This window comes from Paenibacillus urinalis, assembly GCF_028747985.1.
Lineage (GTDB): Bacteria > Bacillota > Bacilli > Paenibacillales > Paenibacillaceae > Paenibacillus > Paenibacillus urinalis.
Window position 1 is genome coordinate 4,628,358 of record NZ_CP118108.1, and the last position, 16,017, is coordinate 4,644,374.

Sequence of the window (16,017 nt, forward strand, 5' to 3'; positions counted from 1 at the left end):
TTATAATTTGTGTTTCATATCCTTATTTGCTTGGTTATTGATAAAGCATGTAAGAACTACATAACAACACTAGGAGGATATCCAAATGAAAAAAATGATCAGTATTACCGCAGCACTTTTTGTAACAGCTTCCATGGCGGCAGCAGCCAGCGCACAGGAAGTTACCCCAACTACAGAAACAGAGTCCCCGACTCCTATTTCTGTAAGCGTTGATGGAACTTCCACAACAGACGGATCCGTGTCCGACGTTGTTTATGGAGAACCGATTGTAGAGCCTGGAGATGGAATCGATATCCCGCTTAAGCCACTGGAGATTACAAAAATCACTTACTTCTATGATGCTCCTAACGGCAAAGCAACAGGTGCTCTCAGCCCTCAATTCGTATCTGTTACCGGAAACGAAGTTATGAACCATACTACAGGCGAAACTTGGGTAGAGATTTATACTTGGAAAGGTATTGCATGGGTCAATACAGGAATGTAACACAGTAAAATATAGATGATATGATAAAAGGTGTTCTGCTCGTAAAATAATACACGAGAGGAACACCTTTTTTATTCGTCGCTATTCAGCTAGATCCGCGTTTCTTCCGGCTCCACATGCACATGCACATGCATTATATTGTGATGTCTCCGCATGTTCTCTTCAATCGTATCACTGATGTGATGCCCTTCGACAATACTTAGATCCCTTGCCACCTCAACAACGACATCGACCATGACATGACTGCCGTACAGCCTTGCTTTGACATCCTTGATGCCCTGCACACCAGGCGTTTTGGCGACCGTAGTTCGCAAATCATGCAGCTGATCCTCATCAAAGCCGTCGGTTAGACTATGCGTCGATTCTCTAAAGATATCCCAGGCTGTCTTACAAATGAGAAGACCTACAATAAATGCAGCAACGGTATCCATCCAAGGCAAACCGAACTGGGCTCCAATTATACCAATAGCAGCCCCCACACTGACGAATGCATCAGAGAGATTATCTTTGGCTGCAGCCATTAACGCCTGACTTCTGATCTGGCGGGCTAATTTGCGATTATACAAATATACTCCAATCATAACTACGGCAGCCACTCCTGCAACGAGAGCTGACCAAATATCAGGGATCTCCTTCGTTCCTTCAAAAAGTGAAGTTCCCGCATCAATGAGCACCTGAATCCCGACCATCGCCATAATAAATGAAGCCACCAGTGCTGCCACCGTTTCCGCCCGGAAATGCCCGTACGCATGATCTGAATCAGGCGGCTTCCGTGAAATCCTCAGCCCGATAAGGACGGCTATCGAAGCAACAATGTCTGTCAGATTATTAAAGCCGTCTGCTTTTAGAGCACTTGAATTAAAAGCAAAACCGCAAATAAGCTTAAAGGCTGACAGAACGAGATAGGCAGCGATGCTGATCCATGCCCCGCGCTCCCCTTTTTTTATATCATCATAAGCATTCAACCGAAACGACACTCCTTTTTTGAAGCACACAAATATATTTCATAGGCACGTGCAAGCTTGAACAATCGTTTTACCATGTTACCAAATGGGTACCGTGTGGGTCTATAGAAACAATGTTGCCGGGTCACATTGCTGTAGACAAGATGAAACAGTGTTGCTTGGCGGCATCGCTATGAGTCTAAACAAACTTTTTTGTATGGGGGAAAAACCGGTTGATATTCTAGATTATACTCTAATCTATTCTTGCCCTTGTTTGGAGATTTAAAAACGGATAAAATTAGGTTGAAATGTTAAGTATGTTTACTCTACATTTCAACCGGGTAGTGAAATGTTACGTATGTTTACTCTACATTTCAACCGGGTAGTGAAATGTTAAGTATGTATACCCTACATTTCAACCGGGTAGTGAAATGTTAAGTATGTATACCCTACATTTCAACCGGGTAGTGAAATGTTAAGTATGTATACCCTACATTTCAACCGGGTAGTGAAATGTTACGTATGTATACTCAACATTTCAACCGGGTAGTGATTACGAAAGAGGAGGTATGTATCTCATGAGCGAAAATAACGAGCCTCGTAAAATTAGTCTGGCTGATGCAGTCAAGCAAAAGCTCGCCCAGAAAAAAGAGCAGAACAACGGGAATCGCGGCGGCGGCTTCCAAAATAATGGAACGAAGAAATTAGTCAGCCAAAACAACAAAAAGCCGAATAATCAGCGTCGTCGTACTGGCGGGTCTTAATATTGGTTATCCTCCAATTCCTAAACTGCCGGCGGCAAAACATAAAAAGTCCGTATTCCGGATGAATTGGTAACAATTCAATCCATGGAATACGGACTTTTTTTATGATGTTAGGCTTCTACTGGATACATTTTAGCACGCAGCTGCTTCACTTCATCATTCTCAAGGTATTCATCATAGCTCATTTGACGATCAATCACACCTGTTGGCGTAATTTCAATAATACGGTTAGCGATGGTTTGAATGAACTGATGGTCATGGGATGTGAACAGAATCGTTGCATCCGTATCAATCAGACCATTGTTCAGTGCCGTGATGGATTCGAGATCCAAGTGGTTCGTAGGCTCATCCAGAATAAGCACATTCGCACCGTTCAGCATCATCTTGGCAAGCATACAGCGGACTTTTTCTCCACCTGACAGCACGCTTGCTTTCTTGAGTGCTTCTTCTCCAGAGAACAGCATACGTCCAAGGAATCCACGCAGGAAAGTTTCTTCCTGATCCTTGGAATACTGGCGCAGCCATTCAACCAGGTTCATATCGACACCTTCAAAATATTTGGAGTTGTCTTTCGGGAAGTACGCCTGCGAGGTCGTAACACCCCAAGTATATTCCCCGGAATCAGCTTCTGTTTCACCCATCAGCACTTCAAACAGGGTTGATTTCGGCAATCCGTTAGGTCCAACAAAGGCAATCTTGTCGCCCTTATTCACCACGATACTGAGATCGTTAAGAACTTGCTCGCCTTCAACAGATTTGCTCAGACGATCAATCGTCAGAAGCTGTTTACCTGCTTCACGCTCAGGCTTGAAGTTGATGAACGGATATTTCCGATTCGATGGACGAATATCGTCCAACTGAATTTTTTCAAGCTGCTTCTTACGGGAAGTCGCCTGTTTGGACTTGGATGCATTGGCAGAGAAGCGCTGAATGAACGCTTGAAGTTCTTTCATCTTCTCTTCTTTTTTCTTATTCGCATCACGCTGCAGGGCAAGCGCCAGCTGACTGGATTCATACCAGAAATCATAGTTACCTACATACAGCTGAATTTTGCCAAAATCAATATCTGCAATATGCGTACATACTTTGTTCAGGAAGTGACGGTCATGGGATACCACGATAACTGTACCTTCATAATCCATCAAGAAGTTCTCCAGCCATTGGATGGATTCCAGATCCAGATAGTTGGTAGGCTCATCGAGCAGCAAATTGTTCGGGTTTCCGAACAAAGCTTGCGCCAAGAGAACACGTACCTTCTCATTGCCGCTCAGTTCGGCCATTTTTTGCTCGTGCATGTCACGAGGAATGCCAAGACCAATCAGAAGCGCTGCTGCATCCGGTTCCGCGTCCCAGCCGTTCAGCTCCGCGAATTCGCCTTCGAGTTCACCTGCACGCAGACCATCCTCTTCGGTAAAGTCAGATTTGGCATAAAGGGTGTCTTTTTCCTTCATAATTTCATACAAACGAGTGTGGCCCATAATCACTGTCTCAAGTACCGGATACTCATCGTATTCATAATGGTTCTGTTTCAGAACGGCCATCCGCTCACCTGGTGTCATGTGCACTTCACCTTGGTTTGCTTCAATTTCACCGGACAAAATTTTCAAAAACGTTGATTTCCCTGCTCCGTTAGCCCCGATAAGGCCGTAGCAGTTCCCTGGGGTAAACTTGATGTTCACATCTTCAAATAATGGGCGTTTACCGTAGCGGAGCGTTATGCCGCTTGTACTGATCATTCAACATACCATCCTTTATATATAAATTAAATTGTTCATAATTGGTCTGCTTCAGCATCTTGCATCCGTTCATTCCAAGCCTTGAATACAAAATCCTCGCACAACTGTCTATGACGGACTGGGCAGTGAAAGCCTTTTTCTACCCGTATGGCAACATATTATAGCATAAATAACGCGCAAATTCCCAATAAACAAAGAAAGAGCCGTCAAAATGATGAACCCATCGGTTTAATCCGTTACAATATTATTGTACACTTAGAATTTCATACAAAATAGGAATGAAATATTTGGCTACAATAAACAAAGAACATGAACGGAGGTCTACGAGATATTATGAAAATCACATCCATTGAACCTACACCGAGTCCAAATACGATGATGCTGCATCTCGACGAACAGCTTGAAGCAGGCATTCGCCGAACCTATACATTAGATAACGAGCGTTCTGCTCCTGCCTTTATCCGCCAAATGCTTCACATTCCAGGGGTCAAAAGCGTGTTCCATACTGCCGGCTTCGTCGCACTGGATCGCAAAGGCAATGCAGACTGGTCTGCCATCCTTGGGGAAGTTCAGGAGAAGCTGGGTCAGGAAGGTGCGCAGCTGCAATGGGCTGAGGGTGAGGCAGCCGACGGGGAACACTTCGGCGAAGCTCAGGTATTCGTGCAATTTTTCCGCGGAGTCCCCATGCAAATCCGAGTCAAAGCAGGTGCACAGGAGGAACGTATCTCTCTATCTGACCGGTTTGTAAAGGCAGTAACGGAGGTTGCCTCCGCGACACTAATCAAGGAACGCAAGCTGACCGACTATGGTGTTCGTTACGGCGAATTGGCTGATATTGCCCGCGAGGTTGAGCAGGAGCTCGAAGCAGCCTTTCCTCCGGAACGACTTCAAAAAGTAATTAAGCAAGCCATCGCTCACGGCACCAAGCAAGAAGAGTTTGTTGAACAGCGCAGAGATTTAACAGACGAGGAGATTCGGACAGCACTGCAAAATGACGACTGGCGCGTTCGTTATGCGGCGCTTGATCAGATGGAGCCTACACCAGAGCGGATAGACCTGATTCATACGGCCCTGAAGGATGAGAAGATGCAAACACGCCGCCTGGCAGTTGTCTACTTGGGTGATCTGAAGACACCGGAGGCTCAGGAGCTATTATATGAAGCAATGCAGGATAAATCACCTGCTGTACGACGGACTGCGGGGGATACATTGTCCGACATCGGGGATCCAGCAGCCACGCCGGTCATGATGGCTGCGCTCAAGGACACCAGCAAGCTTGTTCGCTGGCGTGCAGCCCGTTTCTTATATGAAGTAGGTACAGAGGATGCCAGAGAAGTGCTTGAAGTTGCAGCAGATGATCCCGAATTTGAAGTCAGCCTCCAGGCAAAAATGGCACTGGAACGGATTGAATCCGGAGAGCAGGCAGCTGGTACGGTATGGCAGCAGATGGCGGGACGCAAGCGGGATTAATCTTCATCAAATCCTCACACAATAAGGAAGATTGTACCATTGCCTTCTGGGCAGCTCTTGCTTTATACTGAAGTCTGTTTTACAGCAAATTGAATATAAGATACACCTCATCATACACAGGTGAGGTAGAGGTCGCGGTTACGATTAGTAAACCGGAAGAGGCATAAGAGCTGCCGTTTGGATTCCGTGTTGAAAGGCGTACCCGCCGAAATCTGTCTGAGTACTGCTCTATGAAACGTACTCCAGGTTGGGGCTGCTAGATCCGAAAGGAGCAGAACTGTCATAGCGTAAGCTATGTTGAGCTATCTTAACGTTTAAAGTATGGTGCGGAAGTTAAAAATAGGGACCGCGGGTATACAAACCAGCGGTCTTTTTTTATTCTTTCCCGGCATACGAATCCATTTCATAATACCCTGAGATTTATGGAATAGATGCATGCATACGTAAGACCAAATAGAAGGAGTGTATTAAAAGAATGCAGCATCAAGAAACGACAGGCCCTGGCTTGAACAAAGGGCTTAAAACAAGACATATGACAATGATCGCTCTCGGCGGCTCAATCGGTACTGGATTGTTCCTCGCCAGCGGCGGCGCGATTGCGAACTCTGGCCCAGGCGGTGCACTCATCGCTTATGCTGCGGTTGGCATCATGGTTTACTTCCTAATGACCAGCCTTGGAGAGCTTGCTACCTTCATGCCAGACTCCGGTTCATTCAGCACTTATGCTACAAGATTCGTAGATCCGTCCCTTGGGTTTGCCCTCGGATGGAATTTCTGGTACAACTGGGCGATTACGATTGCAGCTGAACTGTCAGCAGCCACGATTATTTTGAAATATTGGTTCCCGGACAGCAACTCAGCACTGTGGAGTTTAGTATTCCTCCTCTTGCTCATCGGACTTAATGTCTTGTCCGTTAAAGGTTATGGGGAATCCGAGTACTGGTTTGCACTTATCAAAATTGTACTTGTCATCGTATTCCTCATTGTCGGTGTCATGATGATCTTCGGGATCCTGGGCGGAGAAGCGACCGGCTTTGAGAACTTTACCGTAGGGGATGCCCCACTGCACGGCGGATTCTTTGCACTTCTCGGTGTATTCATGGCAGCCGGATTCTCTTTCCAGGGAACAGAGCTTGTCGGGGTCGCTGCCGGTGAGAGTGAAAATCCGCGTAAGAGCGTACCGCGGGCCATTCGGCAAATTTTCTGGCGGATTCTGATCTTCTATATCCTGACGATTCTGGTTATTGGTCTCATCATCCCTTATTCCGATCCAAACCTGCTGAACTCGGATCTGGAAACGATCAGCGTCAGCCCGTTTACGCTCGTATTTGAGAAAGCAGGATTCGCCTTCGCCGCTTCCGTGATGAACGCGGTCATCCTGACTTCTGTACTATCTGCCGGTAACTCAGGGATGTTCGCTTCAAGCCGTGTGCTGTACGCACTTGCGAAGGACGGCAAAGCACCGCGTATTTTTGGAAAGCTGAACAAACGAGGAATTCCTGTGTACTCCCTGCTGCTCACTGCAGTCATCGGCATGCTCGCCTTCCTGGCTTCCATGTTTGGCGATGGTGTGGTATATACCTGGCTGCTTAACGCATCTGGCATGTGCGGATTTATTACTTGGCTCGGTATTTCCATCAGCCATTACCGTTTCAGAAAAGCCTATGTTGCTCAAGGGAGAGATCTAAAGGACCTGCCTTTCAGAGCAAAATGGTTCCCATTTGGCCCAATCTTTGCCTTTGTACTCTGTATGATCGTTATTCTTGGTCAGGTGCTTACCCTTGATCTTAGCGATGTAACCTGGCTCGACTTCGTGGCCACATACTTTACGATTCCATTGTTCCTTGCGATCTGGCTCGGGTACAAGTGGAAGCATAAAACAAAGGTGATCCCGCTGAAGGATTGCGATTTTAGTACAGATCCATCCTAGTTACCTCTTGAATCTATCGAAGAAAGCCTAATCTTGCTGCAACAGCAGGATTAGGCTTTTTTTATTTGCTGTTCTAATGTCAGATCAGACTTTCCCGTTTGAAAAAGGGGGGATCGTCTTGCTCATCATCGCTTCCTACTGCTTCCAGTTTACCTTCACCTTTAGATCACCGGTCTCCTCAAAATCAGATACATAATAGGAGATGGACTTAATTCCGAGGCTGTACAGCTCCTTAAGTTCTCGAAACAATTCATTCTCTTCCCCATCATAACGGAATATAACAGAATGGGCGCCCTCGTCTATTTTGGATTGAAGCCGTTCTCTCAGCTGTGCTGATGTTTGAATGATCTCGTCCTCATTGTACAGACCGTAATTCAGCGTTTCGTAGAGACGCTTATAAGCAGCATATTTATCGTCATTCTGAAGCATCAGTACATGAATGGCTTCGCGATAAGGCGTTACAGCGGTAGGATACTGCGCCTCCCACGTATGATCCTGCCCCATTTCTTCATCCGTCAGCAAATAGTAGTTATAACTGACTTTGCCCGGTTGATCCGGCGTTGGATCGTCCCAGGTCGTGTCCATGTGATACCAGACTCCGTCCAAGAGCAGCAGGTTCCAAGCGTGCAGCTGACCACCAGCCTGCCCTTCAATGATTCGATTCGTAATGCCTGCTTCGGTAAGCATCCGATAAGTAAGAAGCGAGTAGCCTTGACACACCGTGCTTCCTGTCGCAAGTCCATCGTAAGCTGTATATTTTTGCATGGTTTCATCATAGGCCAGATTCAAAACGACATAGTTGTGAATTGCCTCCACCTTCTCATGATCGTTCATGCCTGGCTTAATGATGTCGGCCAGTATGTGGTCCACTCGAGAATTGACATAAGCCGTCTGCTCTAGAGATTCTCTATATTTAAACTCGATGTTTACTTCTGCTGAAGCGTTCGTGCCCTTGTAATGATAGGCGTAGCTCTTGAGTGTGTACTGAATGTAAGAATCACTTCGCATCGCCTTTTCTATGGCTTCCTGCAATGTAGCTTTTAACACTTTTACTTTACCTTTATAGGTAAATTGAAATTGATCTGTCCTGCTTACCATGGCACTCGTGAGTACCTCATGTAATTCTTCGGATGTGATTGCGTTTTCATTAGATGCGGCGTACAACGTATGCAAATGAACTGACCGGGGAATGGCTCCTATAAGCACGATACCTAGCAACATGACAATAAATAATCCAAATCTGCGTTTTCTCATTGATCATCCTGCCTCCCTTCCGGTAATCAACTCATGTCCGGCAGAAATATTGTAGCATAAACAAGCTTCTGCTCCATGTTCTAGTTTTGTCGATGAGACTCGAAAAAAGCTTCCCTTATCAGGGAAGCCTATTCTTATACATATTCACTTTGTCTCCATTTAGTTCCTTGCCGTATTAAAAAATTTAATAATAACGATACGCCCATTTATCACTCGTAAAATAATCCAGTTTATCCTGGAGCTCAGCAAGCCGGTTGATCACCTCAGCCGCCTCGGACACGGTCACGGGACGATCCGGAAGGAATCTGCCTTCAATAAGAGGAAGGATACCCAGTCTGATTGCCAAGGAAGCAGCGCCTTTATTATCAATCTGTGCAGCATCTGCCACACTCGGCAAATCATTACCCTGCTGATAGAACTTAGCCAGCTTGTCGTATTGAAGCATGCTGATAATCAATTCAGACAACTGACCTCTTGTGATCGAATGGTTAGGGGCAAAGGTGATCTCTGGGTCTGCTTCAACCCATCCCTGCTCGATCAGTCGGTTGAGAATGAAATAGTAGGGACTGTCCATATCAATATCAGCAAACAGCTTCGATGAATTGCTTGAATAATAACTGTTCATCTGCACATGCGGATCTAGAGCCCGTGCCAAATACGTATACCAGTCGCCCTTCGTGATGTTTCGCTCCGGCTCAATCTTACCCTCAATATCAGGAACGAGCACCCCGTGGGTAATCATCCGCTGCATAACGTCTTCCGACTCATGTCCGGCAATATCAACCACCAGGGCGTTGGTATGATTCGCACCAGACGAATACATTTCTCGAAGCTTGCCTGTTATACCGTCAATCACCTTGGAGGAGTACAGCTGAGCTGCTCCCTGGGATGGCATGTATACCAGCTTTACCGGAGGGATCTCTTCGCCTGTAATATAGTATGGATTAGATTCTTGGTAGCTAAGCACCATTTCAGTCGAGTCAAAATAGGCTGCTTGCGCCTCTTCTTGACTAATGCTTGCCTCCTTCACCTCTGGCAGCTGCGCACTTTCCGCGCTTAAGCTTGTATAAAATGTATTCACCTGACCGGACTTGGTCATCGATATATTCACGTTATCCCCTATGACCCGAAGACCATTCAAATATCGGCTATAAACAAAGTTATACCCATCTTCCATCGAGATCATCTGGCTTAATCGAAGCTCGGTCACTGCATTAGGAACGAGGGATAATACCAGTTCGGCAGCTTGGTCTTTGGCCGCTTGCTTTGAAATTTCTTTGATCGCCGTGTCCCCGTTCTCAGTGCTGCTATGATACCATTCAGAATAGTCCATCACTTGACCTGTTTCTGCGTCAACTTGAGTACTAATGTCGCTTACTTCATTACCCTTTTGATGCGAAAATCTCACATTCCACACTTTCTTCACAGCACCGCGCTGCGAGCTTCGGTTAAGACTTACATCTATCGCCGTATACTCTTTCAATGAAGGAAATTTATTCTTAAGAAGGGCAACCACCTCATCGCGGGCTGGCGGCTTCGCTGCAGGCTCAAAGCTCACATCTTTCTTAGGCAGCGATTCATCTAATATAGATATATCGGATTCTTCAGAGGCATACACATCGACAGCCTTACCCGTTATCGCATCGACAACAACTTCCCCCGTGCTAGAAGGCACATATGCCAAATCGTACTCTTTGCTGCCATTGTTATAAGCATAATTTACGGGAACATAAGCCAGCTGAAGATCGAGACTTTCTTCAAAGCGTTTCTTAGCCTCATCCTTCGTCACCTTAGGAACCGGAGAAGGATAATTGCTATGTCCAGTCATTCGAGTGTAACTGGTAACCTCTCCGCTGTCGTTTACACTGATATAAACGATGTTGCCGACAGCAGGCAGGCCATTTACTTTCAATTGATAGGAGAATGGATATTCTGTTCGTCCAAATAGAGGATTCATTCCCTGATCCATATTTTCAAGAGATGAGTACTCTCCTTCCTTGAGATCAGGTATAGCTTCATGCAGGAATGCAGCACTGATCTCGGTTGCCTCCTCTTCTGATATGTGCTCTTCGGAATCTCCTCTCTGAATGAGATACTCAGGTAGATGTGCTGACAATACCTCACCCGTCTGGCTGGATACGGAAGCGCTGAAGCTCGAAGTAGAATTCCCTCTAGTTATGCTATAAGAGAGATCCCACACCTTCTCTTCTGCAGGAGGGTACGATCCATTCGATCCCAATTGAACCGAAGTAAGCGTTGCCTTGGATAGCTCGGGAAATAGTTTAAGGATGTTTTTATGCGCTGTTTCAGAAGAGATTTTTGCTCCCTTGGGAATGGTGCTGTCTGTTATACTCAATGCCGTCTCTTCGCCAGCGGATACTTGGGCAGCCGATACTTCCTGAATGACTCCTTGTGTATGTACACCCAGCATCACAGCAGCAAGCGCTGCGGCCACTCTCTTCATTGAGGGTGATTTTTTATTTTTATTCTCATTTTGCTTCAATCCTCTAACGCTCCTTTCTTTTTTCCAATCTGTGCCATTATATCATAATACAAACTATGAAATTCCTGATTTACCCAAAATTAAAATTCAAACTTTTCGAGCTATAGAACGTTCCTTGCAAAAAATAAAAGCCAGCTAAAAAGAAAAAAGGCTGAACAGCAGCCCTTCTTCCTTATACATGGCTTTATAGGTACGATCTCATCATCTTCACTGTAACATACAACTTATCTCACTCTATCACATCTTTTTCTAACGCAAAACCCCATTCTGCAATTTTTCTTTCAAATACTGCTGATTATAGAGCATGCTTGGATGCGTGGGATGATACCTGAGAGCCAGCTCATTATGGTAATTAGCCTGCCCATGGTTACCAAGACGGTCATAGCAGACACAGAGCTGCAGATGCGGAATCCATGTCCATGATGGCTCATCAATGTTCGCTAACGGATCTTGCGGCCGCTTCAGCGCTACAGCTGTCTCAAACCAATGAATGGCTGTATCCCACTCCGTACGCTCCGCAAACCAGGTGCCTATCCTGCAGCATACTTCTGCGCGCGGGATCGCATAGGTAAATGATCTGAACAAGGCTGCAAGCTCCTGCTCCTTCATCCCAAGCCTTCCCATACATTCGGCCAGCTTCAAGCACGCGGACAAATTATCTTCAATCCAGCCGTGACCCGAATCGAGGAACCTCGTATACCATTGAACGGCTTCCTCATTTAAACCATGATCTCGAAGCTCATTCGCATAATAATACTGATCCCTTGCAGTAAATATCTCTCCCCGTTCTTCTAGTCTTTTGTATATCCGTAAATTACGGTCTGTATATTCTTTGTCTTTCTTGTGTGTTACTGCAATGTTCGTATGGATAATGTTGCCCGAGACAGCCAAATATTCGTGCACAGCACCATGCCACTCAAAGCCCTTATCCCTTCGAACCAGCCGATTTCTTCTCAGCTTATGGCTTACATTGCCCGATCCATCAAAGGCCAGATGATATTCCATCGACAGTCCGTCAATGGACGAATCAAGCCGTTCCCTCCAATCTAGCAGCTGCTGCCGATCCTTCTCCTCAAACACATCATCCGCATCAAGCCATAAAATATATTCTCCTTCAGCCTGGCTGAAGGCAAAATTTCGGGCATCGGCAAAATGATCCTTCCACTCATAATCTACAATTCGGCAATCATATTCCTTCGCAATTTCACGAGTACGATCTGTTGAACCCGTATCCACAATGACGATTTCATCCGCAATCTCCCGCACTGAATCGAGACACCGTGCCAGCGATTTTTCCTCGTTCTTCACAATCATGCACAAACTAATGAGGATGTGCTTGCTTGCCTCTGTTCCCTCTATCGTATGCCTAGAAGCTGATTGAAGAAAGGCTGCGACTCCGTCCAAATCCGAATCCCGATAAATATGATAAGCAGGGTAATGTGTATCCACGTGCAGCCGGATCCCCAGCGCCTGGGCTCTCACACAGAAGTGACGATCCTCGCCCCAAAGAGTAAGGTTATCGATCCGGGCAAAACGAACCCCCTTCTCAAGCGCAGATCTGCGAATCAAAGTACAAGCTCCAAGCCCTCCTACCTCGTATCTTCCTTTCTTGCGCAGCTTCCTCATAAATTCCGCACTTCGTCTCTGCTTCTCTTCTTCCGTAATCTGCTCATTCCGTCTCTCTTCATATAATGTATATTCGTCTCTCAGCCATACCTGCGGCATCTCAATCGTTCCCGGCTGCCAGCGGGTCCAGAAGAGGTTTGCCACTATTTCCTCCTCCCCGTTCAAGAGCTGTGTCAACGTGGACGGATGAAGCACCAGATCGGAATCCAGCAAAAACAGAGCATCATAGCCTTCTTCTATTGCATACGATAGAATCCAATCCTTCAAGGCTGCTACCCGCCATATATATTCTTCAGGCCAATAATGGCCGTATTCATTTCGGGTGTAAACTGGACTAGAGTTCGGTTCTTCTGTCGGTGATGGATCTGCCATAGATGTCTTCAGAGCTTCTTCTGTATCTACTGCATTTGCTGCATTTACTGCATTTGCTGCATTTACTGCATTTGCTGCGCTTTCTGCGTTTGCTGCTCCAGATCTGGTTCCCGCTCGGCTCCGTTTGATCCATGGTTTTTTTGGCTTTTCGATCACCGCAGCCTTTACTACTCTTCCTCCATGCTTTCGTACAAAGGCTTTCAGCTGCTTAGACGAGGCCTGAGCCTCATTATCATCAACAAATACATAGCTTACCTCGATCTCTTCCTCCCGGATGGAGAGTGATGACAACGATTGTAGAAAGGCCTTTAACACATCTGGTGATTGACGCACTGGACTTGCGATCAGGATACGCTGCAGAGCTGTCATAGTGCCCTCGTCCTCCTTTTAATGGGATTTCCATGGTACTAAGGAAGGGGCCGTATCCAGAATAGATTCATACTGCTCCTTCCATCCATATTTCGCCTCTGGGTCCAGCTGTCTGTACCGGACATATTTATGCAATCGGTCTTCCCGTCTGGCCCAGCCAAAATGCTGAATACGAGCTTGGTGGCATATGTAGGGGAACTCGAAGATGTTCAGCGGGAATCTTCCGCAGTGCTGGGGAGTTTCTTTCCATTTATACGTCTGATGGGAGTTGAATTTGACCAGGAAAGGCCGATAGATCTGGTGGGCACGCCAATACAGGTCTTCTCGGTAATGCGTTTCGCTCCACATATCAAATAATCGAAAATAAACTGCTTCATGAGGTCCTGTCGTCAATGCGTGCAAATCCTCGTCCCATTCATCCTCAAATATTTCATCAGCGTCCAGATTAAGAATCCAATCGGCTCCTGCCTGGGCTGCTGCTTCCCACTGCTGCTTGCGAAGGGACACTTCATCGGAGAAATGAGACTGCTTATTGCGGATGAGGACATGCTCTACTCCCTGAAGCAGCTCTTCACATAATTCGGGTGTTCCATCCGTGCTTCCATCATCAATGATGATCGCTTGATCGATCCAGGGACGGTGCTTGATCAAAGCGCGTTCCAGGTACCTGCCTACCTCATTTTTCACGATCATGGACAACGTAATTTTGCCACTCACTGATTCTGCCATGTTTTCCTCCTACCCAGCCGAACTGCCTATATTTGTCCTAAGACAGTCAGCAGCCTCCATCTCCAATTTATTCGTGAATTTCTGCCGATATAACTAGGATCCGAAGGATACGCGAAGGAGGTCCTTCGAGCTTCAAGATGAGCCTGAGCTTTCGTCGAACAATACAATTCCGTTTTACCATACAAAAAAACCACCCGTCTTATAAAAAGACAGATGGCTTGTTCTCAGCATATTCAAAAATTTACGATCTATACTCCGCAAGCTTCTCATTCAACTCACGAGTTTGGCCATATACTTCCTGGTACAGTGCAAACAGTTTGTCATAGGATGCCGCTGTTTCCGGATTCGGATCATAGGTTTTGGCCGGACGAATAAATGCGGCGGCAACCTCCTGCAGCGAATCAAACCAACCGCAGCCATATGCTGCGAGAATTGCAGCACCCATGGCAGGCCCCTGTTCACTTTCGAGCTTGATAATCTTCGCATTGAAGATGTCCGCCTGCATTTGCAGCCAGGTCTCATTCTTGGCGCCGCCTCCAATGGAGATGACCTCACTGATCGTCTTGCCGGCACCGCGGATAATATCAATCGACTCACGAAGAGAGAAGGTAATTCCCTCAAGGACCGAACGTCCAAAATGCTGAAGCGTATGGCTTGCATCCATACCGATAAAGCTGCCGCGGATATTTGCATCAGGATGCGGAGTACGCTCACCCACAATGTATGGCGTAAACAACAATCCGCCGCTTCCCGCTGGAACTTGGTCAATGCCTTGCAGCAGCAGATCAAATGACAGGTCTTTGGCAAAGGTATCCTTAAACCAAGTCAGGCTATAACCCGCTGCCAAGGTAACGCCCATAATATAGTAGGCATCCTTCTCGGAGTGATTAAAGAAGTGGACCTTCCCTTCAAAATCGAGGTTCTTGCGTTCTTCATAGGATAGAACGACTCCGGATGTTCCAATACTGCTCATCGTTTTCCCTTCACTCAGGATCCCTGCACCAATAGCACCGCAAGCATTGTCAGCTCCGCCCGCAAATACTTTGGTTTGAGGGGTAAGTCCAGCGTCCTCTGCAACTTCTGGCAGCAAGGTGCCCACCAGATCAAAGGACTCCACTAATTTTGGGCATAGGGAGAGCGGTAAGGAGAATGCATTCGCGATCTGTTCGCTCCAGGACTTCGCAGCAGGATCCAAGAGCAGCGTTCCGGCTGCATCCGAATAATCCATCGCATAATCGCCGGTCAACCGGTAGCGTACATAATCCTTAGGCAGCAGGAACAGCGCTGCTTGGTCCAGTATTTCAGGCTCATTCTCCTGCACCCACAAAATTTTCGGCAGTGTAAAGCCTTCGAGCGCACGATTGCGTGCGATGGACAGCAAATCCTGACCCAGTGTATTTTCAATCTTACGGCACTGAGCAGTCGTACGTGTATCATTCCACAGAATAGCCGGGCGAAGAACACTTCCTTCTGCATCCACAAGCACGAGCCCGTGCATTTGCCCCGAGAAGCTGAGACCTTCCACTTCAGCTGGATTAATACCGGATATCTCCATCAATTTACGTAAGGATACAATCGTTTGCTGTACCCAATCCTCGGGATTCTGCTCACTGTAACCAGCCTTGGGCTGATACAGCGGATAAGCCTCCGATGCTTCATATAATACATGCCCGCTGCGATCGACCAGAACCGTCTTTACCGCGCTGGTTCCCAAATCGACACCAATGACATAACTCATCTTATTCTCCTCCTCTTCTTGTAAAAAAAAGAATCGTCCCCATGCCTTTCGCTTACGCCAAAGGCCGGGGACGATCCGAAAGGCTTCTCATAAAACGT

General features: G+C 46.6%; 11 protein-coding genes and 1 riboswitch. Of the genes, 4 read left to right on the top strand and 7 right to left on the bottom strand.

Features of this window, described 5'->3' with window-relative positions:
* Positions 1 to 85 precede the first annotated feature (85 nt).
* Positions 86 to 484 carry a hypothetical protein gene (locus tag PUW25_RS21485; protein WP_274337493.1) on the top strand — a complete coding sequence of 133 codons (399 nt, stop codon included), beginning with the start codon at positions 86 to 88 and terminating at the stop codon, positions 482 to 484.
* Positions 485 to 573: 89 nt separating this feature from the next.
* Here PUW25_RS21485 and PUW25_RS21490 read toward each other — a convergent pair whose 3' ends face one another.
* The gene (locus tag PUW25_RS21490) at positions 574 to 1,449 is read right to left on the bottom strand and encodes a cation diffusion facilitator family transporter (protein ID WP_047913735.1); all 876 of its coding nucleotides are present in this window, start codon (positions 1,447 to 1,449) and stop codon (positions 574 to 576) included.
* A gap of 557 nt (positions 1,450 to 2,006) precedes the next feature.
* Between PUW25_RS21490 and PUW25_RS21495 the strand changes: the two genes are divergently transcribed.
* Positions 2,007 to 2,192, top strand: a complete 186-nt coding sequence (locus PUW25_RS21495) for a hypothetical protein (protein ID WP_047913734.1) — start codon at positions 2,007 to 2,009, stop codon at positions 2,190 to 2,192.
* Between the two features lie 110 nt (positions 2,193 to 2,302).
* On the opposite strand, the gene PUW25_RS21500 is transcribed toward PUW25_RS21495, so the two are convergent.
* Positions 2,303 to 3,928, bottom strand: a complete 1,626-nt coding sequence (locus tag PUW25_RS21500; RefSeq protein WP_274337494.1) for an ABC-F family ATP-binding cassette domain-containing protein — start codon at positions 3,926 to 3,928, stop codon at positions 2,303 to 2,305.
* Between the two features lie 333 nt (positions 3,929 to 4,261).
* Between PUW25_RS21500 and PUW25_RS21505 the strand changes: the two genes are divergently transcribed.
* Both PUW25_RS21505 and PUW25_RS21510 read left to right on the top strand, forming a co-directional pair.
* A complete protein-coding gene (locus PUW25_RS21505; RefSeq protein WP_274337495.1) occupies positions 4,262 to 5,398 on the top strand; it encodes a virulence factor in 1,137 nt (378 codons plus the stop codon).
* Positions 5,399 to 5,516: 118 nt separating this feature from the next.
* A riboswitch (Lysine riboswitch) is annotated at positions 5,517 to 5,711 on the top strand.
* Between the two features lie 162 nt (positions 5,712 to 5,873).
* Entirely contained in the window at positions 5,874 to 7,328 is a 1,455-nt protein-coding gene (locus tag PUW25_RS21510; RefSeq protein WP_274337496.1) for an amino acid permease, read from the top strand.
* 135 nt (positions 7,329 to 7,463) lie between these two features.
* On the opposite strand, the gene PUW25_RS21515 is transcribed toward PUW25_RS21510, so the two are convergent.
* The 5 genes from PUW25_RS21515 to xylB form a co-directional block, all read right to left on the bottom strand.
* Entirely contained in the window at positions 7,464 to 8,582 is a 1,119-nt protein-coding gene (locus tag PUW25_RS21515) for a transglutaminase domain-containing protein (protein ID WP_274338449.1), read from the bottom strand.
* Positions 8,583 to 8,766: 184 nt separating this feature from the next.
* A complete protein-coding gene (locus PUW25_RS21520; protein WP_274338450.1) occupies positions 8,767 to 11,085 on the bottom strand; it encodes a YcdB/YcdC domain-containing protein in 2,319 nt (772 codons plus the stop codon).
* Positions 11,086 to 11,334: 249 nt separating this feature from the next.
* Positions 11,335 to 13,452 carry a glycosyltransferase gene (locus PUW25_RS27460; RefSeq protein ID WP_338000036.1) on the bottom strand — a complete coding sequence of 706 codons (2,118 nt, stop codon included), beginning with the start codon at positions 13,450 to 13,452 and terminating at the stop codon, positions 11,335 to 11,337.
* A gap of 18 nt (positions 13,453 to 13,470) precedes the next feature.
* The gene (locus PUW25_RS21530; RefSeq protein WP_274337500.1) at positions 13,471 to 14,181 is read right to left on the bottom strand and encodes a glycosyltransferase; all 711 of its coding nucleotides are present in this window, start codon (positions 14,179 to 14,181) and stop codon (positions 13,471 to 13,473) included.
* Between the two features lie 241 nt (positions 14,182 to 14,422).
* Positions 14,423 to 15,919 carry a xylulokinase gene (gene xylB, locus PUW25_RS21535; protein ID WP_274337501.1) on the bottom strand — a complete coding sequence of 499 codons (1,497 nt, stop codon included), beginning with the start codon at positions 15,917 to 15,919 and terminating at the stop codon, positions 14,423 to 14,425.
* Between the last annotated feature and the right edge of the window lie 98 nt (positions 15,920 to 16,017).

Bases quoted from the DNA above. Each gene is read 5' to 3' on its own strand.
- PUW25_RS21510 (WP_274337496.1), top strand. From the start codon at position 5,874: ATGCAGCATCAAGAAACGACAGGCCCTGGCTTGAACAAAGGGCTTAAA.
- PUW25_RS21500 (WP_274337494.1), bottom strand. From the start codon at position 3,928: ATGATCAGTACAAGCGGCATAACGCTCCGCTACGGTAAACGCCCATTA.
- PUW25_RS21515 (WP_274338449.1), bottom strand. From the start codon at position 8,582: ATGAGAAAACGCAGATTTGGATTATTTATTGTCATGTTGCTAGGTATC.
- xylB (WP_274337501.1), bottom strand. From the start codon at position 15,919: ATGAGTTATGTCATTGGTGTCGATTTGGGAACCAGCGCGGTAAAGACG.
- PUW25_RS21495 (WP_047913734.1), top strand. From the start codon at position 2,007: ATGAGCGAAAATAACGAGCCTCGTAAAATTAGTCTGGCTGATGCAGTC.
- PUW25_RS21485 (WP_274337493.1), top strand. From the start codon at position 86: ATGAAAAAAATGATCAGTATTACCGCAGCACTTTTTGTAACAGCTTCC.
- PUW25_RS21505 (WP_274337495.1), top strand. From the start codon at position 4,262: ATGAAAATCACATCCATTGAACCTACACCGAGTCCAAATACGATGATG.
- PUW25_RS27460 (WP_338000036.1), bottom strand. From the start codon at position 13,452: ATGACAGCTCTGCAGCGTATCCTGATCGCAAGTCCAGTGCGTCAATCA.
- PUW25_RS21530 (WP_274337500.1), bottom strand. From the start codon at position 14,181: ATGGCAGAATCAGTGAGTGGCAAAATTACGTTGTCCATGATCGTGAAA.